Below are 21,943 nucleotides of genomic sequence, written 5' to 3'. Positions count from 1 at the left end.
ATGAACCTCACTTGCTCTTGCCTATATTGTAGCAGTAGGCTCGCTTTCTTACCAAGACTGTTAGCGGCTGATTCGTCGGGCATATGTGCTGTGAGCTACCGCTGCACCAGCCGTCATAGCTACTATGAATACCATCAAGGTTGTCCCAGCACCAGTGTCAGGCAAGGTTGACTCACCTAATACTACTGGCGGCTTTTTACAGTCTGGACTGTCCTTTGGAAGATTCTCGTTGTATGGGCATACTTCTGGTTTCTTACAATCTGGGCTATCTGCTGGCAAAGTTTCGTCGTATGGGCACTTTGGCTCTTCACTGACGTTAATCTTTACTACGCAGTTTGCATTTGTATCGCTACCCTTATCGGTTACAACCTTCACAGAAACAGTGTACTCACCCGCTTTATCTTTTGAGAAATTGAAGCTGTTAGCAGTAGTATCCTGTACGACTGCACCATCTACGCTGAACTCATAAGATTTAAGTGTTGCGTTGGTAAGTTTTGCTGTAACAGTGATAACTGAAGTTTCGCCGATCTTTAGACCTAGTTTGCTTGCGGTTACGTTGACACACTTGAAATCTACAACTTGTGTAACTTTAACTTTCTTCTCACAAGCTGCACTAGTGGCATTGCCCTTGTCGGTCATGACGGTTGCTTTGATTGTGTATTCTCCAACGGCAGTTGGTTTGAAAACGTAGCTTGCACTAGAGGTATTCTGAACAACTTCACCATTTACACGGAACTCATAGGACTTGATAGTCGCACCCGTTGCGCTTGCTTTTGCAGTCGCTGTTGTTGATTCGCCCAGCTCAAACGCGTAATCGCTTAGAGAAAGCTCGTCACATTTGAAAACTGGTTCCTGCGTAACAGTAAGTGTTTTCTCACATGCTGCGCTAGTGGCGTTACCCTTGTCGCTCATGACAGTTACTTTGACTGTGAAAGTCCCAACGTTTGTCGTTTTGAGATCTAGAACATTACTAGTTGTGTTCTGAACCACTACGTTGTTAACCTTAAACTCGTAAGATTTTAATGTGGCATTTGTCAGAGTCGCACTCGCCGTGTACTTTACAGTATCACCGAGCTTCGCTGTTGTTGAGCTAGCTGTTAATGCATCACATTTTACGACTGCACAAACTACATTCGTGTTTCCGCCAGCGGTATCTTCGTCAGCAGAAGTTTTATCTCCATCGACTACTGCTTTGTTAGTGAAAGCGGTATTACCACACTTGTCAGTTGCGACCGACACTTTGGCCTGGAATGTAATTTCAACGCTCGTTCCAGCCGCAACCGTGCCTAGATTTAAACCACTTGAAGTTAGAAGAGAGTTGCCTGCAGCGCCTTTACTGACGCCGTTTACCTTAACGGAACCCGCAACAAAGGTGTTGTATGAAGGAAGAGTGTCTTTAACGATAACGTTTGTATCGGCGGCTTTACCAGTATTTTTTACGACCAATCGATAAGTTATCGTGGAGCCGTTTGCAAAGGTATCGTTTTCAACCCATGCAGTGTTAGCTGCGTTTCGTACTGTCTTTTCAATTTCAATAGCTGGTTTATTCCATTTAATCGGGTTACCACAACCGGCTAGAACTGCCCAGGCTGGCGAGCCGTTGCGGAAGCCAATGAAGGCTTCGATCGCGTCGCTCGCAAAAGCAACTTGAGTGCTTCGAGCATAGGCTTTTGTTCCAGGAATTGCAGTACTACCGGGTTTATTAACACGGCCAGCCGTTACTGCTCCTGAACCAATTTGCTTACCATTTAGCCAAACAGTACCGTCTTTGTGAACCTGTCCCATTTTAAATGTTGAACCCATATTCTGGATATCACTTGCTGAAATTCCAAAATAGCTATATACAGCTGCGATATCTGGGTATCGTCCACCGTCACGGCTAGCATAATCATTCTTAAGTTCGGTAACACTAGTTGCACCACAATATATGATTGCGGTCGGGTCACAGTTCCTAATAATTGTTAGGGCGTCACTTTCGCTGCTTTTCAAAGCAAGGCCAGTTGCGCCAACAGCACCCACTACCAACACAGCAGCAAGTAATGTCTTAAACTTATTAAAAATCCTTTTCATTTTCTCTCCTTCAACTCCTGGCCCTCACGGCTTTTTATAGAGTTATTGATTGCATTATACTACTGCTTAGCATTTTTGTCAACATACTTTTGTTTATTTTTTTATTTTGACGGCTTAATTAGCTAGTTTTACCAACCCGCCCCTGTTATTTTGGTTAACTTAAGTATAGGAAACTGGAATAAATAAGTCAATCACATAATGGTTTAGGAATATTTACAATGCTTATGCTTTGAATTATGAGTTTACGAGTTCAAGTAAAGGGTTGTTGCAAGCCAAACGCTCCAACACAATGGCTTTTGTTTCGTCATCTACGTCTATTATAACTATATTTTCTGGGATACTCGCTCCACTAGCCTGCATATCTGCTAACTGTTCAGGAGTTAATTCAATTACCCACACCTGGTCATTCTCTTTAAGATTATTATATCTATTGTTTGGACCATCATGCCTAGTAATCTCGCCAGTTTTGGGGTCACATTGATGGTTTTGTAAACGCATATCGTTACCCAGCGCATAGGCAACTGTGCGAGCTTTGAGCGCCCTCACACCGCTGTCTATACCACCGTCAAGTACATCATCATTGGTAATTGAAACATTTTTCCTGATGTAGTCTATCCAAGCCGTGTTGCCGCTGCTACTAAGCTCATAGAATCTGTTTAAGCCAAGTTCTACTTGTGGGTTTTCGTTCAAAAATTCAGCGGTTTCACCTGGCTTAACTATTGTCTCGCCATTTAACATTCGCAGAGCTACTTCTTCTGCACTGACATTTGGGCCGCAGGGCTTATAGCCAATTACGTTTGGCTCCATATAGGCCAACTCTGGTTCAACTAACTCTATGGTTGTAGTGGTAACTTCTACGGTTGACGCGGGCTCCTCGGTTGTAGTTGTAGTGGGAGAATCTTTGATGGTGGTTGGGACCTCGGTCGTGGCAGTACCGACATGGACTTCTGCGGTTGTGGTAGTGAAACTTGTAGTAGTCGTTGGAGCTTCAGTGTTGGTGGTCAGAGGCGCTTCAGTCAAAATAGTTGTAGATGTCTCAGTAGGGGTGGTAGTCACAGGTATTGCTAGGTCAAGCTTTCCAAAACTTCCATCAATATTATCGCCTTCACAATTGTGAGCAATAACTGCCATCGATGTAAGAAGCGCGGCAGCAAGTAAATATCGATTTTTGCGAGGTCTGCGCCACCAACTTTCACCACCATTCGGGATAATTGGCCCTCCACCGCCATTATTTCCACCAGAACCTCCAGTACCAAATCTTGCTTTTATCCTAGACCAAAAACCTTGATTATTCCAATTGGGAGTACCTACTGGCGGTATTACGGTGGTTATGACATTTGTTGGCGGTGCGTTCGGAACCTGCTGGTTAACCACATTATGTGACTGTGAGTTCGGTGCGCCACCCTCTGACGGCACTACTTTACTACTTAATGATCCATTAGAGCTAAGTGCAAGCCAGTTACTGGGTTTCTCTGAATGATTTAAGGCAAGATCAATCAAAAAGCCAGAAATCTTTATTTCTTGAGGGACATCGAGGGACACCCTGTCAAATTCCGTATAAACATTGGGGGAATTAAGACGATCAAAATCATAACTTTGGTAATGAGATTTTACGTCTATTGCCTTGAGTCGATGGAGCCTGTATCCAGTTGGACTACCGTCTTGATCATATGAGGTACATTCAGCTCCGTAGTAACTTAGATATTTAATTTCTTTGCCTTGTTTGTTGGTATAAGAAACCTGCCTCATTTCTATTCTTGCGTAATCGCATATTTCTAGTTCGGGAGTAGAAATAATCTTGCAGTCAGCGCGTTGCTTATCACTATCAAAATCTGGAACAACACTCAAATGACGATCATTAGTGGAGGATATCAGGCGGTTGGATCCGTTTTGATAATAACCTAGTGGTCTCATAGTCTTCCTTATGAGATTAATAATACCCTAAAAAAACAAATTTGTAAAGTTGTCTATACAACAGGAAAGCTAAAACCAAAGGTACTGCCCTTACCCTCACTACTTCTGAATATTATACTTCCGCCCTGCGCTGTTATCACTTTTTTCGCCATGAATAAACCGATGCCAGTCCCGTCAGGTCGCATTTTGCGAGCATTATCTGCCCTGTAAAACTTCGTGAATAGGTGATGCTGTACGTGTTTTGGTACCCCAATCCCACTATCTGTAACTGTAAATTCGATTTTTCTATTGGTTACTACGAGTTTAATGTCCACATTTCCTCCGTCGGGGGTGTAATATATAGCATTGTCAACAAAGTTCATTACTACTTGTCTAATCTTAGTTTCGTCGAGTTCAATTGTTGGAAAATCCTCTGGTAAGCTAGTAGCTAACTTGAGGTGTTTTGCATCGAATGCACCTTTGAGCTGCGATAACTCTTCATCAATCAACTTTGCAAGATTAGTCGGAATCTTTTCTATCACGAACTTACCAGTCTTGAGCCTAGAAACGTTGAGCAGATCAGAAATCAAGTAAACCATGCGCTGACTACTTGCAAAAGACTGCTCAACGAACTGCTGCTGCGTCGGGTTTAGCTTGCCGGCATCGCCTTCGGCCAACATACTGAGGTAGCCTTTTACGCTGGTTAGAGGCGTGCGAAGCTGATGGCTCGCCATGCTAACAAATTCATCTTTGGCTTGGTCTAATGCTCTAAGTTTATCGTTGGACTGCTTCAACTCACGTGTCGCAGTAAATATCTTCTCCTGCAGAGTCTCGTTAAACTGCTCAATTTCCTCAAACCTCAATGCGTTTTGGATTGCCAAGACCATTTCGTTAACGATAATCTCAAACACTTCAGCGTCTTGACTAGTATATTTATTGCCGCTCTTTTTTGGGCCCAGCAGTAGGTAGCCGCTTGATTGCTGCTTAGTATCCCGTCTATCGACCAGACGCGCCAAAAGTTCAATGGAGTATTTTTTTAGAATCTTTGAGATCCCTGCTTGAGCTGAATCATTCTTATCAAGAAGTTCGCGAATTATTATGCTGTTGCTCATATGAACTGTTAGACGACGAAGCTCACTTAAATCCTCTTCTTTATACGATTTCTTGATAGTACCTACTAGACGACGGGGCATGCGCTCTGTTTCACGTAAACCGAAAACTACATATTCACTCTTAAGATGTTTTTGGATTATTCTTGCTGCTGAGCCGAGTAGCGTGTCAACATCTGCCGTGACAGCTAACAACTGGTTAAACTCGTTTAGTAGATCTTGAGAATTGTAAGAATCCCTGTAGAATATAAAATTTGTTGCCTTATCAAAAAAACGCTTCAAAGGTGTAAAGATCGCCGCGGTTATTACTGCAAAAATGGTATAGATAAACCTGACGACAGTTGTATTGGCCTGGTTGCTACTGAAAATCTTTTCGCCAATAACGTACGCAAAACCACCGTATACAAGTATTATCAAAGAAAGAGAAAAGGTATAAGCTGTTGCTCTGGCTACCGTCTTTCTAATATCGAACAAACTTGCTTTACCGATTCCGATGCCAATAAATGCAAGGAATACTATCGAGAACATCGGCCCTACCCATATGAAGGCGAAATTATCAAACCACGGTAGTACAAGGTTGAAAATTATACCAAAAATTGCTGCAGTCACAAGTGCGAGCAGCATATAGTCCAGTTGCTGCCTAAGCAAACTATCCGTCGAGGCTATGCGTTTTTTGGCCATAAGCCATACCGCCATAAAGTATTCGATCAGAAAGACCAAGGAGTAGAGTAGATAACCTAAATGATCGAGGCTGTAATACGTGCCGTTCACGAGCTGCTCAGCATAAACTACGAGAAAATCTTTTACGATGATAATCGGTAAGCTAATAGAAATAAAAACAAAGAAAATAATGATTTTATGCAAGCTATTCATCTTATTGGCACGATCAATCGCCATGAGTAGAACTATGTGACTAATAGCTATTGCCGACAGATAGAAAATTTTTATCGACCAGTAGACTAGTTCAGGTGAGTTAGCAATATAATACAATCCCAGCCCACCAGCCCAACCAGCAACTGCAGCTGCAAGATAAAAAAAGTGACGATTTAATGCTTTACGGGTTCCGTTTGATAATACAAAAATACCGCTCAAAAGATTGAGAAGTGAGACTGTTAATAGCAAACCTGACCGCAGCAAACCGTATTCCTCTTATACTTATATCCTAACTTATTCTGTGTAAAACATACAGTGCATAAACACCGTCTTCTGGTAAGTAGATACTAATTTCATACTTGCCTGGTAATTGTGCGTGTTTGACAATATCGAGCACCTCTTTGATTGATCGAGGTTTAATGTGCGGCCACTGGATAACGTCCAAAGTAAACGAGAGGTGAGGGTGGCTATCTAGCATATTGCCAAATATTAGGACTCCTCCAACATCAACAAATGAGTATGCGAGATTTAGAAAATTTTTAGCACCTAATAGTTTCCTTTTAAACCTTACAACTACTTTGTGGTACCTATAAAACCAATCCTCTTCGTTTAAGTACTCGAAGAGCCCGAGAATCTCTACAACATCTGATTTTTTGTCTTTTAGAACTTTACGAAGCGACTTTTCGTCTAAGATGTTTGCTCTAGAGATCTTAAACTTTCTTACGTCAAACTGCGAAGCTAAGTTTTTAGAAATTTTCAGTGCATTTTTGTCGTAATCTACAGCTGTTATCGAGGGCTCTTTGTTACTTTTTTTTACCTCTACTGCAGCCTGTAGAATTGGCAAACTTGCTCCGCTGGCTAAGCTAAGCCAGTTTTTGTACTCAGCTTTTTTGCTGATTCGGGCTAAAACTTCCTGCATTACTGCCGCGCGACTCCTCAAACCTATAGCATCTAGCGTGTGCGCAAACCAAGCAGCTTCCTCATTAGATAAAACAGTTCCATCGTAGAGCATTCCTAGATCTGGTCTCTGTAGGGGTATTAGCGCTTCTGCGGTCGGAACGTACTTGGTTCGCCAGCGGTGAATTGCAGGAAATTTAGTCTTGTCGAATATCTCTGTTGTCGCAGGGTTAGTCCAGTCTACCCTGCTAGTTCTCTTTGGCCGAATACCAAGCTTCTGGTAGTGCTTTGCCGCATGATCACTGAGTCTCTTTGACTCATCATGAATTCTGGAAGTTTTGTCAGATGAAAAAGGATCAATATACGAGCACTTAAAAACCTTAGCTCCTTTAGTGGCTTTTTCTGGTAAGATTGTTACCCTGTTGTTTAGTGGTTGAATTTTTATTTTTGGCATTTTTGTTAGTAGTTATGTTTATTTTTCTGTATGATGAGTCTAAGTATACAGATATAAACAAAAGATGAAAACAAACCCGCTCATCAGTCTGACAGAAAAGTTAGTCGCGCTTACAACAAAGCTGCTGGTTAGAAACAAAAAAATATCTATCAAAGTCAATAAACCCTTAAAAGTCGCGAACATTAATAAACCCGTAATAATAGTTGCCAATCACCGAAGCAAGCTGGATCCATTTGTAATTATTTCCTACCTACCGAAAGAATTACGTAGTCAGTTACTGCCAATTCGTTTTATGACGGCAAACATTTACTACTTTTCTTGGCAAAGGCCTCTGATGTACCTTATGGGCTGCTTCCCTTCTCACCCACACAAGAATTTTCGTAATTTTGGAGTTGATGGGGCTGTAAACTCGCTAAATAAAGGCTACAGCATGTTGATCTTTCCTGAAGGCAAAAGAACTAAACAACGAATAGCGGCAAAGAAAGGCGTCACTACTATTGCCCAATCGGTCGAAAAGCCGAATTTCTTACTCTGTCACATAGACTGGGAGGGCAAAGAAGTCGAACTTTCTTTTAAACTGTTGGGCAGCAGCTCAACGCCAGAGAAATTAACACCAGATCAAGTAATGGACGCGATTTATGCGTTATAATAAAACGTAATATGGCACAAAAAATAGCAATTATCGAAGACGACGCTGCAATTTCGCAGATGTACCGCATCAAGTTTGAAGCTGAGGGCTACAAAGTCGATACTGCAGACAACGGTTTTTTAGGATTAAAGCTGATAGAAGAGTTCGAGCCGGACATAGTTTTGCTTGATCTGATGATGCCTCAGATGAACGGCGATGAAATGCTAAAAAAACTCCGAAGCAGTAAATTTGGAAAAGACATGAAAGTCGTGATCCTGACTAACATGGGTGAAAGTGAAGCTCCCGACATCATAAAGCAGCTAGGAGTTTCAGCCTTTATCGTCAAGGCAAATATGACACCGAGACAAGTTACTGAACTGGTGAAAAAACACCTTAGCTAGTAAAAACTGTATACTAGAAGTATGAAGATTGCGATAGTCGGCTACGGAGTAGAGAATCAGTCAGTTTACCGATATTTCCAGCGTATGGGCGGCCAAGAGGTTACAATTTGCGACCAAAACGAAAACGCTGAAGTTCCGGTAGAATCTTCCTCCAGACTCGGCCCTAGCTACCTAGAAGATTTGGATAGTTTTGACGTGATAGTTCGCACTCCCGGTATGAACCGTCAGACGATTCTAGACAAAAACCCTAATGTATCAAGCAAAATCACAACCGCAGTTAATATTTTTTTTGAGAACAATATCACACCTACCATAGGGGTGACAGGTACTAAAGGTAAAGGCACCACAAGTACTCTAATATCTAAAATACTTGAGGCGAGTGGCAAAAAGGTCGTGCTCTGCGGCAACATTGGTACTCCGATGCTAGACAAACTTGAAGAGGCCGCGGTTTCTGACTACGTTGTCATGGAACTGTCCAGCTTCCAGCTTAGTGACGTCCGCCATAGCCCAGAAACTGCGGTTTGCCTGATGGTAGTTCCAGAACATCTCAACTGGCACAGCGATCTCAACGATTACATCTCGGCAAAGCAGAACATCTTTAAATTCCAGCTCCGTGATAACGTTACGATTCATAACTCCAACAACCAGCTAAGCGCCAGAGTAGCCAACATAGCACTAACCGACAACAAACTTAGTTATGACTCAAGCGGCAATGAAGCCGACTGTTGGGTCAATGACGGCGCTATTTATTTTCGGGACGCTCGGGTTTGTGAGATTTCTGATATCGCGCTAATTGGATCACACAACATAGAGAATGTTTGTGCAGCAATCTGTGCGACATACGAAAAAATTAATGGTAATGTAGAGGCTATAAAAAGTGTAGTTACTACATTCACTGGCTTGCCTTTGCGACTAGAGTTTACTAAAGAAGTTGAGGGAGTCAAATATTATAATGATTCGTTTTCGACTACTCCCGAAACCGCTATCGCAGCTATCAGATCCTTCCCGAACCCGAAAGTGGTTATACTTGGGGGTGCTGATAAAGGAGTACCCTTTGATGAGTTAGCAGATGCAGTAATACGCAATAACGTCAAACATGTAATAGCTATAGGTGAGCGCGGACCAGTCATTGCAAGCTTACTCCGCGATCGTGGCTACAACGCCATAACTGAAGAAGGCCTCGACAACATGCAATCTATTGTTCTTAAAGCAAAGCAGTTTAGCTCACAAGGTGACATTGTTCTGCTATCGCCTGCCTGTGCAAGTTTTGGCATGTTTCGAGACTACAAAGATCGAGGCGCTCAGTTTACGAGAGAAGTTGAAAAACTATAGCTGCTTCAAGACCGTTTTGAGTCTAGCTATTATTGCCGGCTGCGGCTGCAGCACCAATGCTCTACCTTTGGCCGCAGCCTTGATTCGATCTTCGATCCAATGATAGTGTGTACAGGCTAAAACAAAAACGTCTGCGCCCCTACTCAGGCCTTCATCTACATTTTTCTGGATTACTGCTTTGTCCATAGCATTATCCTCGATAAGTTTCGACCACTTACTACAATCAGGCTCAACTATTTCCACACCCTGGGCAAAGTCTTCTTTCAATTCTTTGTAACGTTTACTTGCAAGAGTTGTCGGAGTGGCAAAAACTGCGATAGTTTTTGACCTAGAAGCTTCGGCGGCAGGCTTTACCATTGGTTCAATGCCGATGAGCGGTACAGCTATTCGCTCCCTGAGCTGATTAATAATCGTCGTCGTCACCGTGTTACAAGCTACTACTATGACTTGGCAGCCTGCCTCCACCATCGATTGTAAGATCGGGGTAACCAAACTAAGTAAGGTCTCGGGGCTTTTGTTGCCATAAGGTAAATTCTTACTGTCTTCACGAAGTATAATATTAAGTTCAGGGATAGCGGTCGCAATAGCATTGGCCACGCTCTTACCACCGACGCCAGAATCAAAAACACCTACGCTGAAACCTGACTCATCTTTCATTGAGTTTCCGCAATATTTCTTGCGGCGGTTATTACATTTTCGAACAAGGCACAAACTGTAAGTGGCCCTACCCCACCTTTTTCCGGAGTTATTGTGATGCCTTTTAGCTCACGGACCTCAGCAGCTACATCGCCAACTAGGCCGTTACTATCTGTAGCGACTCCAGCATCGACAATTGTCATACCCGGCATTATCATCTCTTGCTTTATTAGCCCAGGTACTCCTGTCGCCGACACCAAAACATCTGCTTTAGAGACTACGTTTGCTAGATCATTGGTAGTCTTGTCGGCAACTTCTACATCTAGGTTCGATTCTCGCCAAATTTTTGCCAAAGGTTTACCTACCAAGCGCCCTTGCCCTACAATTACTATTTTTTTACCACTAAGTTCAACGTTGTAGCCCGCCAAAAGCCAGTTTATAGCCATTGGGGTAGCCGGATCAAAACGACTATTTTTACCCAGACCGTCAACGTCTTTGGAGGGGCTAACTGAGTTAAGCACCTCATCTGTTTGGCTTGGATCAGGGAGAGGGATTTGCACAATTATTGCGTGCACGTCGTCGTCTGCATTGAGTTCTTTAATAGTGTCGATACAGTCTGCCTGCTTGACAGTATGAATACCCACTTCCACCAGAATGTCCGCACCATAAGCTTGCTTAAGGTTCATGTAACTATCCACCACCGGATCGGGATTAGTGCGCACTATTGCTAGTTTTGGAAAAACTTTCTTTGACTGTCTGAGTCTTCGCACCTCGTGAGCCTGTCTTTCTTTAATATACAGCGAGAGTTCACGACCATTTAATTCCTTCATATCTGTTATTGTAACATTTTAAATTATTGTTATTGATTCGTCGTTTCTTTAAGCATATATTTAAGTCATAAATGGAGGAGCGCTTTTTATGAGTAAGAGATATACATCAAACCCATTTACCGCCAGTGCGGTGGGTCTAGGAAGGGCGCTGGTTGTCAACCCGGTGTCTTCACTATTAATTTTGGTGCTAACTACGTTGATGCTTTTGGGTATTTACCTGTTAGCTATTCTGCTAGCAGTAGCTACTCGAGGGAGCAGTGGTTTAGTTTTTGTATTTATGTTGGCAGCCTTTATTGGGGTAGTAATTGTCTCCGCACGTGCCTCTTTGGGCTCAATGTTTATTCTAAAAGCTAGCCGTGAAGATAAAGAATTATCTGCCAAAGAAGCTTTGACCGTTCAAGCAAAGCCATACGTTGGCCGGATGATATTAATCATAGTTTTAGAGCTAGTGCTTTTTCTTGTCATTTTCCTTGTTACAATGGCATTAATTTCTGTCTTCGGAAGTTCAAACTTTGCCACTATTATCGTGGGCATATTGGGAGCTGCAGGAGTTTCCTGCATAAGTGCCAAAGTCAGCTTAGCTCCATTCGTACTGGTGAACGAAAATACTAGTTCTATCGATAGCTTAAAAACAAGTTGGGAGCTAACAAAAGACCACGTAGTAGAAATGCTGGGCGTAATGTTCGCGCAATCTCTAGTGACTTTTGGTGGCTTAGCGTCAATGGTGGGCGGGGTTTCAGGAGTAGACACGCGTTACCAACAGATTAAGGCTTACAAAGCTGCTGGCACGGCTAAGCCTAGAGTCCACTGGTTAAACTGGCTAACTATTGTACTGATGCTACTATTTTGGGGTATTTACATTGCGGTTCTTAATACGAGCTTAAGAAGTAAAGGCGGCCTGAAAACCAATAGCACAAATCTGTCATCTCAATACTGTTACTTCGATTCTAGCGACAGATACAAATATAAATGTGCTGACTCAAAATCAGACTGCGAGAGCATCCAAGCTTGTGCTAAGATTATTGAATCAACAGATAGATTCAATAAAAATCTTTATAGCAACTAATCAAAGCTCTAAGATCAAACTAAACAGCCTCCAAACCAGGAGGTTGTTTAATATTCACAAGTATCTACAACTAATGACAACTTTTTTTGGTACGGCCGGACGGATTCGACTCACCTTCGGCGGTCACTTTCAGCGACCCCGACTTTGTCTTTCTTCAAACAAGTTTGAAATCAGACAATAGTCCTTGCGACGATTCACTGAATCGTCTCACCCGAAAATTCATCTTTGCAAACAAGTTTGCAAGAGAAGATTCGTTTCCGGACTGCCACAGGCAGTTCTCACACCGACCCTCTTTTGAGTGGCCGACAATTCGAATCCGCCGATCACAGCCACGAAAATACCTCAGACAGTCTGAGGTATTTTTGTTGGTACAGCATCCTTATCGAGCTTAGAAAAAAATTGCTAGTAAAATCAGTTAACTATCTAGAAACGGGCCAGTATATACGGGAGCAGGCAGGAGCATACTCCTTCCAGTATGCTTTGCAATGACATACAAATCAGGTAAATCTTTAGGTCGTTGCAATGCTACTTTAGATTTCCAAACATCGTCTAGCGGTGCTACTGCATGGCCTCCAAAAAGCTCCAGGTCTACATCATCATACATAGCATATGAAATAGGATAGTATCCGTCACCCATTTCAGTAGCTCCGCTTATTGGAATCTTCGTCCAGTCAGTATTGATCCATACTGAAGTGTTGGTTGCTCCATTGTTAATTGCCCTTTTTGGAGGGTATTTAATCTTCGCACCTTCTATTTGTGACATTGTGTAGAAAACTCCATCTGAGACCAGTATATCTACATCAACAGTGGTTCTTTTGATTCCACGCAGAACCAAGTTAGCACCTCCAATGACAACAAACTCTTCAGAGAATTCGCCAAGTTGTTCGTTAAATCGATCAAGGGTTTCGAGAATATCTTGCCTACCTCTCTCATGTAGCAATTCTTGAGTTGCGGGGTAAGATGATATGTCGAGACTTCTAAGCATGGAATTATTATTTCAATACAGTTGGCACAATGCAAGCAATAGCACGATGAAAGTGCAAATCTCGTAGAAGGTGCTCTGTGGAGTTAACCTATTATGAACAAAACAAACGGATAGGAAGTTAGGTATAAGTACAGAAATGTTACACCCGGACGGATTACTTAGGTATAATCCGCCCGTCTGCCAACAAGTTGACGGGGGATTATCGAACCGACCACGGCGGCTCGCGGTTCTGTGCCAGAACTACCAACAAAAATACCTCAGACAGTCTGAGGAATTTTTGTTGGTACACCCGGACGGATTCGAACCGCCGACCCTCTGTTCCGAAGACAGATGCTCTAATCCGCTGAGCTACGGGTGCTCTCCAAAACTTTCTGGCTTTTCAAGCGTACAAAATGTGAATTTTGTGCGCTAGTGGTAGCCATAAAGTTTTGTCGCTATTCAAAACAAAATCGGAATTTTGTTTTGGGTTAGCAGCTTCTAATACATTTAGCTGCAATTCTTTCTGGCTTTTCAAACGTACAAAATGTGAATTTTGTGCGCTAGTGGTAGCCATAAAGTTTTGTCGCTATTCAAAACAAAATCGGAATTTTGTTTTTGTAGTTAACCTAAACTAGCCGTATAGCCTCTGTTATACTAGCACTTCTGTTGTCTTTCTGCCAAACGCTTCTGCCGTAAATAATGCAGTATGTCGATCAAAACAAAGCTAATATACATAAGTAGCAGCCAGGCACTAAGTTTTTGTAGGCTTACAAAATGCCAATGCTGCTCCTGACTGGGATATAGCCAGCTCTGAGTGAATGTACCAATGTTCTCTGCAACCCAAATAAAAAATGCCGACAAAAACGCAGACAGCAAGAACGGCATATGATGCTGTCTCTGATTGATCCTGTAATGTATATCGCAGCGCCAATAAAATAGCGCCATTAAGGCTAACAACAGCCATCTGAAATCAAAAATGTAATGATGCGTGAAGAAGTTTATATAGATAGCTACAGCCAAAAGCAGAGAGTGAAGTTTTCTAGGGCTATTGGTATACTTTAGATCTAACACTCGCCAAGCTCTTGCTATAAAACTACCAACCGAAGCGTACATAAAGCCAGAGTATAGCGGTACGTTGCCAGCATGGAAAAATCCAACACTTAAGTATTGCCACGAACCGATTGTATTTGAAGTTTTAAAAATCTCCATGCCCAGGCCAACAAGGTGGAATACAAAAATCGTTATGACCTCATGAGGCTTCTCCAGTTTTGTTAGTAAAAGTACCAACTGCACGGCAACAGCCCACAAAAAAAGCCAGTCTGCTCTTGCGAGCCATGGTAGCTCAACATATCGGGTTACTATGATAGCCAGAAGCATTAGCCCGCCAAAAACTGCAGCCCAACCTAGTTTAATAACGAAGGATAATAGCCAACCAAGAGGCAACTTCCGAAGACTTTGTAAAAATTTTTGTTTTTTAGTCCGGTTCATTGCTCTATTATAGATGAATGATAGTTATTGCGGGCAGTGGAAAATATCCAGTTATTTATACGGTTGAGCATGCCAGTGCAAATTTGCATAGGTTCGCTGAGCGCTGCGCGCTTTCGCCGAACGATGTTAGACGCTTTTCTGACTATGACACAGAACTTACTGTTCCATCCACTAATGCCACAGCCACGGTTATATCTGGCCATAGTCGCGCGCTTGGTGATGCAAATCGACCGCCAAATAACGAAGAGCTATTTCCACTCCAAGACTTTGGCAAACCCCGAAACAATGTCTGGCTACCAGGTCGAGAACTAACAAAATCAGAGCAAAGAGTACTTCGTAAAAAGTATTATAATCCTTACCACGATGCAATTATCTCCCAGCTGAAAGAAGCTCCCGCTAAAGTCTTGCTGGTATCTTGGCATAACACCGCTAATAAGCAACTAGCCATAAACGACGACGGCAAACCGGTAATGATGCCTTCAATAATTTTGAGTAACCGCGGTCTCCCCGACACTGCTGAAATAGGCGATGAGTTAGTTACCTGCAATCCTGAGCTTTTACGCTCTCTGGGATTTGAGCTTTCCAAACAACTCGGACTAGCAGGATTAGCAAGTGATGTTTGCTTGAATTATGTCTTTAAGGGAGGCTATGCCACTCAGCGCTATTCATCACTCCGAAACTCAGGAGAGCTTAAATCTTTGGGTATCGGAAATTTCGTCCAATCCCTCCAAGTTGAATACAATACTCGACTTACGAACGACCAGAAAAGCCTCGAGCCAAATCTAATGGCCATGAGAGCTTTAAGTAGTGCCTTCGAGAAAGCCTTAGCAATAACACTTGAAGTAGTCGGTTTAGATGTAAGATGATAAGACTAATCGTGGCAGTTGATAGTAAAAGCGGCATTGCCAAGGACGGCCGAATGCCGTGGAGCCTGCCAAACGAACTAGCTTATTTTCATAATAGAATCCGTGGTTCAAGTATTATCATAGGCCACAATACACACAATGCAATCGGCCGAGCTCTGCCCGAAAGCCATAACTACGTTTGTTCTCGACGTTCTCAACCCGCAAAACCTGGAGTTACTTGGATCAAAGATCCGACAAAGTTTATAGATAGTTTTACTAACGATCTCTGGGTTATTGGCGGCCAAGAGATTTACGAGTTGGCGCTACCTCACGCAGACGAGGTATACATCACAAGAATCGATGCTGATTTTAGCTGTGATAAGTTCTTCCCACAGCTACCAAAGGCTTTCAAGCTTCAATCAAGCTCAGCCCCAAAAGCCGAGAACGGCCTCAGCTATCATTTCGAAATTTGGACAAAAGACTAAGATAGTTGGAGGGGCCACTGGGACTTGGTCACGTTCCGCGACCCCCGAACTTCGCGATCAAAAAACAAGTTTTTGTCGGAAGATTCGTTTCCGAAATGCCACTGGCATTTCTCACCCATGACACTCTGAAACCGGGTGCCCCGGGTTGAAGCTTATAGACCCTCCAAATAAAAAACCCAGACATGCTGGGTTTTTTATTTGGAGGGGCCACTGGGACTTGAACCCAGGACACTCTGCTTAAGAGGCAGATGCTCTAACCAACTGAGCTATGGCCCCTCGTCAACGGGTGATGGCGCTTGCGCCGGAACCGTTGACGAAACAAGTTCACTCAACAATTCCGGCACCCCCGCCAAGCCGTTTCCTCTTAATTTTGCGATTCCTCTCGCAAAATTGTGTAATTTCTAGAACAAATCCTTGAAATACTAGTACTAAACTAGCAGTTTAACAGAGAAAAATCAACTTTTTTTGCTTGCTCCTGGATCAGTAGTAGCACCACCTTCCAGAAGTCGCGGTCCTCGCTCACTAGACTCAATGGCGCTACTTAAGAGCTTGACTACACTTTTGGCATGCTCTAAGCTCATGCCAATCCGAGCAATAGCGACCGGTTGTTTGTTCGGCCCCAAAGAGCCACCAACCTGCATAAAGTTCATGACTACCCCATGATTGTTGACTGAAACTTGAACCATATCGCTATAGACAATCCTAGGGTCAAAAGGAAGAAGAGTCATTGTCATCATCTGCATATGAGGAATGTTCTGATCTGATTCTTTAGGTGAATCGTTGAACCCGGCCAGTTCCCAGATTTTGTCTTCTTCAGACTGAGCAGGCGAAAAATGACCGATTAAAAGATCCAGTGTTTCCTCTGCAGGCCTCAACTCACCCTTCTCTAACTTGGCAATCTCGGCCTCTTCAACTTCAATTGCATCGGACACATCAGACAATGTCTCATTTGCCTGTTCCCTCAAAGATTTGATAAGTTCGCCTAGTCTAGCTAACTGCGGTTTATCTTTTCCCATAAGTCATAGTTTAACACATTAGGTATAATGTTTAAGTGATAGATATTCAAGAAAACATAAGCCTAGCTATGTATAGCACCATGCGGCTCGGTGGTCGCGCCCGTTTTTTGACGGAAATACAGACAGCTGATCAAGTAATCGAGGCCTTGCAGTTTGCTCAAAGCCAGGAATTAAAATTCATCGTAATTGGTTGTGGCAGTAACATTGTGTGGCAAGACTCTGGTTTTGACGGACTAGTGATTATCAACCATATCGTAGGTAAAAGAATCGAGGGTAATAAGCTAGTAGTAGCGGCTGGTGAAAACTGGGATGAGGCAGTAGCCTACTCTGTTGAAAATGGCCTATCGGGCCTAGAATTTTTAAGTCTAATACCAGGCTCTGCCGGCGCCACACCAGTCCAAAATGTCGGGGCCTACGGCAGCGAGATTAGTCATAGCTTAATTGAGCTCAGTGCTATCGACACCACTACAAACAAGATTGTCTGCCTGCAAAATCAAGACTGCGAACTTGCTTATCGATCTAGCATTTTTAAAACATCACAAAAAAACCGCTATATAATACTGGAGCTGACCTTTGGGCTTTCGCGGCAAGAACCACGCCCACCATTTTACCCTGCGCTACAAGATTACCTTAACGCCAAAAGCATAAGGACTCCATCAGCCCTAGAGATAAGACAGGCAGTAATCGCGATACGTTCATCAAAACTGCCTGATCCCGCAAAAGTCGCCAACAATGGCTCGTTTTTTGCTAATCCTATCGTTAGCAGAACAAAGGCCGAAGCACTAAAAGCTGAGTTCCCTACTATGCCCTCCTGGCCCGTTGATGACAATAATGTAAAATTGTCTGCCGCTTGGTTGATTGACCAGGCAGGTCTAAAGGATTTTCATGATCCTAAAACTGGTATGGCAACATGGGCCTCACAGCCTCTGGTTTTGGTTAATGAAAAAGCCAAAAGCACTAGCGATCTATTATTATTTAGAGACCGAATAGTCGATACCGTCCGGCATAAATTTGATGTGCACTTAGTCCAAGAACCAGAACTGGTCCCATAGACTTGAGTATGAAATTTGAAAAACCAACGCTTAGTAAACGCTCTAGCATCGGCCTAGTGGTTATTAGTTATTGTTTTTTTGCCGTGGTGCTTTTGGTCACAGCCTCAGCGATCATTGTTGGACAAAATGACAAATTCATCTTAAGCACACCCAGTGATGTTGGAAACAAACTGACTGAAAAAAGAGTAGCAATCGTCTTTGGTGCAGGAGTATACGATAGTCGACCAAGCCCGCTACTGCGTGACAGGCTAGACGCCGCCGCCGAACTATATTTGTCTGGCAAAATTGACAAAATAATTGTCAGTGGCGATAACCGCTTCGCCGACTACAACGAACCTCAGGCAATGTATAAATACCTTGACCAAACTTACCAAATTCCAGATGATGTCTTACAGCCAGATTTTGCGGGTTTTTCAACCTTTGAATCTTGCGAACGAGCTCGAAAAATATTCGGCGTCACCAAAGCAGTTCTGATTTCACAGCGGACGCATTTAGCACGTGCAATCTACCTATGCCGTGCGTTCGGTATTGAAGCTTACGGCTATGCCTCAAAAAGTGACAAAGCGCGAGTTAGTCAGACAATCCGCGAACTTGGTGCAAATGTAAGGGCGGTTTTTAACCTTTACTTTTCACCAAAAGATTCCATTTTAGGTAATCCAATAAACCTCTGGGGACCTAGTTCGGCAGAGGAAAACCCGCTGCAAAAGCCGTGATTTGTTGATGTAGATTTTTTAGTAGCGTTTCGTCATCAGCATTCTCGACTGCTTGCTGGATCCAGCCTGCAACCAACTCCATTTCAGCCTCTTTCATACCGCGCGTAGTTAGCGCAGGAGTACCTAGCCTGATACCACTCGGATCAAACGGGCTTCTTGGATCATACGGGATAGTATTTTTGTTAACCGTTATACCCGCTTTACTCAAAGCTTTTTCGGCGTCTTTTCCGCTGATATTTTTATTTGTCAGATCAAGCAAAAGCAAGTGTGAGTCAGTTCCGCCTGTCACCAGCTCAAAACCTTTAGATTGGAGTATGTCGGCCAGTTTTTTGGCGTTTTTTACCACTTGTTTTGCATAGGTTTTAAACTCTGGCTGCAAAGCCTCGCCTAGTGCAACTGCAATCGCAGCAGTCTGGTGATTGTGCGGACCTCCCTGTAACCCAGGTATCAGCGCTCGATCAATGAGGCTGGGTAGGTTTTCCCTAGTCCGCTCAGGTTTTTTGAGTGGATTGCTTGGATTTCCGTTACAAAGTATCAGTGCACCACGCGGCCCGCGAAGTGTCTTGTGGGTAGTCGTTGTCACGACATCGGCTATACCAACCGGACTTGGGTAAACACCGCCGGCTACTAGCCCGGCGACATGGCTCATATCGGCAATCATCCAGGCGCCAACGGCATCAGCAACTTCTTTATACTTGGCCCATTCGTAAACACGAGCATAGGCGCTACCACCAGTCATAATTACTTTTGGCTTATGCTCACGAGCTAGTTTGTACATTTCGTCAATATCGACGTAGCCGTTTTTGTCGGTGTGATACTGAACACTATTGTAAAAAGTGCTCGAAAAGTTCAGCTTCAAACCGTGAGTCATATGGCCGCCGTGAGTCAGGCTAAGGCCCATTAGCGTATCACCCGGATCCATAATTGCATAATAGGTTATTAGATTTGCTGGGCAACCAGAGTGAGCTTGTACGTTTGCATGGGTTGAACCAAATAATTCTTTAGCAAGATCGCGCGCTAGATTCTCTACTTCGTCTACAACCTGACAACCACCGTAGTAGCGCATTCCAGGGTAGCCCTCAGAATATTTGTCAGTTAGGCGCGAACCAAGTGCGTTCAGAACCGCTGCTGACGTGTGGTTCTCGCTAGGTATCATTTCTAGCCCGTCTGTCTGACGAGCAATTTCTTTTTTGATTAATTCTTCAATTTTTTTGTCTACATTAGCCATGGGGTACCCTCCTAAACGTAAAAATTAATATAACCGGTCTCCCACTTGTGTCAGATCATAAGCATATTATAGATGGACAATGGACAATGGACAATCCTTCTTTACTAAAGCTTTGAAGAACATATGGGGTTGTGGAAAGTTGATTAAGGATTAAGGAAAGAGTGCGGGCTCAGATTGATAGTTTATAGTTTAAGGTCTATGGAAGAGCCAAGAGGCAGGATTAGGTTATAGGTTAGAGGTTAGAGTGATTAGGCTCTAGGTGCGAGTTCATACTTTATACATGATACTAACTACTAACTACTAACTACTAACTACTAACTACTAACTACTAACTACTAACTACTAACTACTAACTACTAACTACTAACTACTAATTTTATACTCTTTGTGATATAATTGACCCATTATGAATGACACAAACCAAAAAATCGGACAACTAATTACCAACCTAAGGCAAGAACGTGAGATGACACAGACTGCTTTTGCCGAAGCACTTGGCACCAGCCAGTCAGCGGTTAATCGTATCGAGAAGGGAAAGCAGAACCTCTCTCTAGACATGTTAGCTCGCATCAGTGAAGTCCTTCAAAAACCACTCGTCAAAGTAGAGACCAGCGGTGCGATCAATCTCAAAATAGAAGGTGGCCACGAACTAAAAGGTGAGATAACTGTCAAAACTAGCAAAAACGCTGCGGTAGCTATTCTCTGTGCCAGTCTAATCAATTACGGTGTTACCAAACTCAAATCGGTGGCTAGGATCGAGGAAGTAAACCGAATTATAGAAGTTCTGCAGAGTATAGGCGTACAAATTAAATGGCTGCCCGGCAACGACCTAGAAATCCGCCGCCCCCAAAAACTACTGCTCGACAAAATGAACGAAAATGCAGCGCGTAAGACTCGAACGGTTATTATGTTCGTCGGTGCGCTTATGCGTGAATACCCCAATCTTAGGATTCCTTATGCAGGCGGTTGTGAGCTAGGTAAAAGAACGGTTCTACCCCATATCTATGCCCTCGAGGAGTTTGGCGCAAAGATCGAAGCAAAAACCGGACATTATCAAATCAGCGGGAAAATGCATTTACCAAACCGGGACATAGTTCTTTACGAAACGGGTGACACTACTACCGAAAACGCTCTGATTGCAGCAGCCACTTTTGAAGGCGAAACTGTTATTAAACTCGCCAGCAGCAACTACATGGTGCAAGACACCTGCCTATTCCTACAGAGACTTGGTGTTCGCATAGACGGAATAGGCACACCAACACTGCGTGTTCATGGTCATAAATATATCAAGAAAAACATTTCGTACTCTCCTAGCGAAGATCCTGTTGAAGCCATGACTTTCATCGCCGCAGCTATCACCACCGACTCTTCGGTAACTATCAAGCGCTCACCTATCGATTTTCTAGAATTAGAGATGCTAAAACTTGAAAAAATGGGGCTAAAATATGAGGTTTTGTCCGCTTATAAAGCCGAAAACGGCTATACCAATCTCGCGGATATAAAAATATATAAACACGGCGGCAAGCTCAAAGCGCCCGGCGAGAAAATACACCCGCTTCCTAGCACAGGATTGAATATAGACAACTTGCCGTATTTCGTCCCCATTTGCGCTGTGGCAAACGGCCGCACATTGATACACGACTGGGTCTACGAAGACCGAGCCCTAATGTTTACCGAGATCAAAAAGATTGGTGTCGAGCTTGAGTTGGCGGATCCTCACCGGGTTTACGTCAATGGCCCAACTCGTTGGCGAGCGGGTGATGTTGTCTGTCCTAGCGGGATTCGTCCAGCCGTAATGCTATTGATCGGAATGTTGGCAGCGCCAGGAAAATCCACTCTTAGAAATATATACACCATAAATCGTGGTTACGAAGATTTAGCCTCCAGACTAAACTCTTTGGGAGCAAGAATCACCATTCAAAGTGATATAAGCTAGAAAAGACAAATTTATAGTGCTATAATT

General features: G+C 43.3%; 20 protein-coding genes and 2 tRNA genes. 9 read left to right on the top strand and 13 right to left on the bottom strand.

Annotated features, from left to right (window positions below; all coding sequences use genetic code 11):
- Positions 1-60 precede the first annotated feature (60 nt).
- The 4 genes from IPO96_03375 to IPO96_03360 all read right to left on the bottom strand — a co-directional run bounded on the left by IPO96_03375 (position 61) and on the right by IPO96_03360 (position 7,296).
- On the bottom strand, positions 61-2,070 hold the full coding sequence (locus IPO96_03375; protein ID QQS64594.1) for a DUF11 domain-containing protein: 2,010 nt from the start codon (positions 2,068-2,070) through the stop codon (positions 61-63).
- Positions 2,071-2,304: 234 nt separating this feature from the next.
- Entirely contained in the window at positions 2,305-3,984 is a 1,680-nt protein-coding gene (locus IPO96_03370) for a hypothetical protein (GenBank protein ID QQS64593.1), read from the bottom strand.
- Positions 3,985-4,037: 53 nt separating this feature from the next.
- Positions 4,038-6,209 carry a hypothetical protein gene (locus IPO96_03365; protein QQS64592.1) on the bottom strand — a complete coding sequence of 724 codons (2,172 nt, stop codon included), beginning with the start codon at positions 6,207-6,209 and terminating at the stop codon, positions 4,038-4,040.
- 25 nt (positions 6,210-6,234) lie between these two features.
- The gene (locus IPO96_03360; GenBank protein QQS64591.1) at positions 6,235-7,296 is read right to left on the bottom strand and encodes a hypothetical protein; all 1,062 of its coding nucleotides are present in this window, start codon (positions 7,294-7,296) and stop codon (positions 6,235-6,237) included.
- A 64-nt stretch (positions 7,297-7,360) separates the two neighbouring features.
- Here IPO96_03360 and IPO96_03355 point away from each other — a divergent pair, with 64 nt between their 5' ends.
- Genes IPO96_03355 through murD form a run of 3 tightly spaced genes read left to right on the top strand, consistent with a single transcriptional unit; the run spans position 7,361 to position 9,657 of the window.
- Positions 7,361-7,945 carry a 1-acyl-sn-glycerol-3-phosphate acyltransferase gene (locus IPO96_03355; GenBank protein QQS64590.1) on the top strand — a complete coding sequence of 195 codons (585 nt, stop codon included), beginning with the start codon at positions 7,361-7,363 and terminating at the stop codon, positions 7,943-7,945.
- 11 nt (positions 7,946-7,956) lie between these two features.
- Entirely contained in the window at positions 7,957-8,325 is a 369-nt protein-coding gene (locus IPO96_03350; protein QQS64589.1) for a response regulator, read from the top strand.
- Positions 8,326-8,346: 21 nt separating this feature from the next.
- Complete coding sequence (gene murD / locus IPO96_03345; GenBank protein QQS64588.1) at positions 8,347-9,657, top strand: UDP-N-acetylmuramoyl-L-alanine--D-glutamate ligase; 1,311 nt, start codon at positions 8,347-8,349, stop codon at positions 9,655-9,657.
- Here the strand turns inward: murD and murI are convergent.
- Together murI and IPO96_03335 are read right to left on the bottom strand one after the other, a co-directional pair.
- A complete protein-coding gene (gene murI, locus IPO96_03340) occupies positions 9,652-10,314 on the bottom strand; it encodes a glutamate racemase (GenBank protein QQS64587.1) in 663 nt (220 codons plus the stop codon). The two genes, murD and murI, sit on opposite strands and share 6 nt — an antisense overlap.
- Positions 10,311-11,123, bottom strand: a complete 813-nt coding sequence (locus tag IPO96_03335) for a bifunctional 5,10-methylenetetrahydrofolate dehydrogenase/5,10-methenyltetrahydrofolate cyclohydrolase (GenBank protein ID QQS64586.1) — start codon at positions 11,121-11,123, stop codon at positions 10,311-10,313. Before IPO96_03335 ends, murI begins: the two co-directional genes overlap by 4 nt.
- Positions 11,124-11,211: 88 nt before the next feature.
- Between IPO96_03335 and IPO96_03330 the strand changes: the two genes are divergently transcribed.
- Entirely contained in the window at positions 11,212-12,189 is a 978-nt protein-coding gene (locus IPO96_03330) for a hypothetical protein (GenBank protein QQS64585.1), read from the top strand.
- Between the two features lie 415 nt (positions 12,190-12,604).
- On the opposite strand, the gene IPO96_03325 is transcribed toward IPO96_03330, so the two are convergent.
- From IPO96_03325 to IPO96_03310, 4 genes are all read right to left on the bottom strand, one after another.
- A complete protein-coding gene (locus IPO96_03325; protein QQS64584.1) occupies positions 12,605-13,174 on the bottom strand; it encodes a hypothetical protein in 570 nt (189 codons plus the stop codon).
- A gap of 281 nt (positions 13,175-13,455) precedes the next feature.
- A tRNA-Arg gene (locus IPO96_03320) sits at positions 13,456-13,532 on the bottom strand.
- A 21-nt stretch (positions 13,533-13,553) separates the two neighbouring features.
- Positions 13,554-13,727, bottom strand: coding sequence for a hypothetical protein (locus IPO96_03315; GenBank protein QQS64583.1), 174 nt, complete (start codon positions 13,725-13,727; stop codon positions 13,554-13,556).
- 80 nt (positions 13,728-13,807) lie between these two features.
- Entirely contained in the window at positions 13,808-14,641 is an 834-nt protein-coding gene (locus tag IPO96_03310) for a DUF817 domain-containing protein (GenBank protein ID QQS64582.1), read from the bottom strand.
- Between the two features lie 17 nt (positions 14,642-14,658).
- On the opposite strand from IPO96_03310, the gene IPO96_03305 reads away from it, so the two are divergent.
- Complete coding sequence (locus IPO96_03305) at positions 14,659-15,507, top strand: N-formylglutamate amidohydrolase (GenBank protein ID QQS64581.1); 849 nt, start codon at positions 14,659-14,661, stop codon at positions 15,505-15,507.
- Positions 15,504-15,971: a dihydrofolate reductase gene (locus tag IPO96_03300; GenBank protein ID QQS64580.1), complete on the top strand. Its 468-nt coding sequence runs from the start codon at positions 15,504-15,506 to the stop codon at positions 15,969-15,971. The genes IPO96_03305 and IPO96_03300 overlap by 4 nt, the downstream gene beginning before the upstream one ends.
- Before the next feature lie 199 nt (positions 15,972-16,170).
- Here IPO96_03300 and IPO96_03295 read toward each other — a convergent pair.
- Together IPO96_03295 and IPO96_03290 are read right to left on the bottom strand one after the other, a co-directional pair.
- Positions 16,171-16,247, bottom strand: a tRNA-Lys gene (locus IPO96_03295).
- Between the two features lie 179 nt (positions 16,248-16,426).
- Positions 16,427-16,987, bottom strand: coding sequence for a hypothetical protein (locus tag IPO96_03290; protein ID QQS64579.1), 561 nt, complete (start codon positions 16,985-16,987; stop codon positions 16,427-16,429).
- 35 nt (positions 16,988-17,022) lie between these two features.
- Here IPO96_03290 and murB point away from each other — a divergent pair, with 35 nt between their 5' ends.
- The gene (gene murB / locus IPO96_03285; GenBank protein ID QQS64578.1) at positions 17,023-18,039 is read left to right on the top strand and encodes a UDP-N-acetylmuramate dehydrogenase; all 1,017 of its coding nucleotides are present in this window, start codon (positions 17,023-17,025) and stop codon (positions 18,037-18,039) included.
- An 8-nt stretch (positions 18,040-18,047) separates the two neighbouring features.
- Positions 18,048-18,752 carry a YdcF family protein gene (locus IPO96_03280; protein ID QQS64577.1) on the top strand — a complete coding sequence of 235 codons (705 nt, stop codon included), beginning with the start codon at positions 18,048-18,050 and terminating at the stop codon, positions 18,750-18,752.
- Here IPO96_03280 and IPO96_03275 read toward each other — a convergent pair.
- Entirely contained in the window at positions 18,715-19,980 is a 1,266-nt protein-coding gene (locus IPO96_03275; protein ID QQS64576.1) for a serine hydroxymethyltransferase, read from the bottom strand. The two genes, IPO96_03280 and IPO96_03275, sit on opposite strands and share 38 nt — an antisense overlap.
- A gap of 406 nt (positions 19,981-20,386) precedes the next feature.
- On the opposite strand from IPO96_03275, the gene IPO96_03270 reads away from it, so the two are divergent.
- On the top strand, positions 20,387-21,916 hold the full coding sequence (locus IPO96_03270) for a helix-turn-helix domain-containing protein (protein ID QQS64575.1): 1,530 nt from the start codon (positions 20,387-20,389) through the stop codon (positions 21,914-21,916).
- Positions 21,917-21,943: the final 27 nt, after the last annotated feature.

The sequence above is a fragment of the Candidatus Saccharibacteria bacterium genome (assembly GCA_016700315.1).
Classification (GTDB): domain Bacteria; phylum Patescibacteriota; class Saccharimonadia; order Saccharimonadales; family SZUA-47.
This window is presented reverse-complemented; position numbering and strand designations above follow the sequence as displayed.

Bases quoted from the DNA above. Each gene is read 5' to 3' on its own strand.
- IPO96_03280 (QQS64577.1), top strand. From the start codon at position 18,048: ATGAAATTTGAAAAACCAACGCTTAGTAAACGCTCTAGCATCGGCCTA.
- IPO96_03275 (QQS64576.1), bottom strand. From the start codon at position 19,980: ATGGCTAATGTAGACAAAAAAATTGAAGAATTAATCAAAAAAGAAATT.
- IPO96_03355 (QQS64590.1), top strand. From the start codon at position 7,361: ATGAAAACAAACCCGCTCATCAGTCTGACAGAAAAGTTAGTCGCGCTT.
- murD (QQS64588.1), top strand. From the start codon at position 8,347: ATGAAGATTGCGATAGTCGGCTACGGAGTAGAGAATCAGTCAGTTTAC.
- IPO96_03370 (QQS64593.1), bottom strand. From the start codon at position 3,984: ATGAGACCACTAGGTTATTATCAAAACGGATCCAACCGCCTGATATCC.
- IPO96_03300 (QQS64580.1), top strand. From the start codon at position 15,504: ATGATAAGACTAATCGTGGCAGTTGATAGTAAAAGCGGCATTGCCAAG.
- IPO96_03310 (QQS64582.1), bottom strand. From the start codon at position 14,641: ATGAACCGGACTAAAAAACAAAAATTTTTACAAAGTCTTCGGAAGTTG.
- IPO96_03270 (QQS64575.1), top strand. From the start codon at position 20,387: ATGAATGACACAAACCAAAAAATCGGACAACTAATTACCAACCTAAGG.
- IPO96_03335 (QQS64586.1), bottom strand. From the start codon at position 11,123: ATGAAGGAATTAAATGGTCGTGAACTCTCGCTGTATATTAAAGAAAGA.
- IPO96_03350 (QQS64589.1), top strand. From the start codon at position 7,957: ATGGCACAAAAAATAGCAATTATCGAAGACGACGCTGCAATTTCGCAG.
- IPO96_03315 (QQS64583.1), bottom strand. From the start codon at position 13,727: ATGGCTACCACTAGCGCACAAAATTCACATTTTGTACGTTTGAAAAGC.
- IPO96_03325 (QQS64584.1), bottom strand. From the start codon at position 13,174: ATGCTTAGAAGTCTCGACATATCATCTTACCCCGCAACTCAAGAATTG.
- IPO96_03305 (QQS64581.1), top strand. From the start codon at position 14,659: ATGATAGTTATTGCGGGCAGTGGAAAATATCCAGTTATTTATACGGTT.
- IPO96_03330 (QQS64585.1), top strand. From the start codon at position 11,212: ATGAGTAAGAGATATACATCAAACCCATTTACCGCCAGTGCGGTGGGT.
- IPO96_03360 (QQS64591.1), bottom strand. From the start codon at position 7,296: ATGCCAAAAATAAAAATTCAACCACTAAACAACAGGGTAACAATCTTA.
- murI (QQS64587.1), bottom strand. From the start codon at position 10,314: ATGAAAGATGAGTCAGGTTTCAGCGTAGGTGTTTTTGATTCTGGCGTC.
- IPO96_03375 (QQS64594.1), bottom strand. From the start codon at position 2,070: ATGAAAAGGATTTTTAATAAGTTTAAGACATTACTTGCTGCTGTGTTG.
- IPO96_03290 (QQS64579.1), bottom strand. From the start codon at position 16,987: ATGGGAAAAGATAAACCGCAGTTAGCTAGACTAGGCGAACTTATCAAA.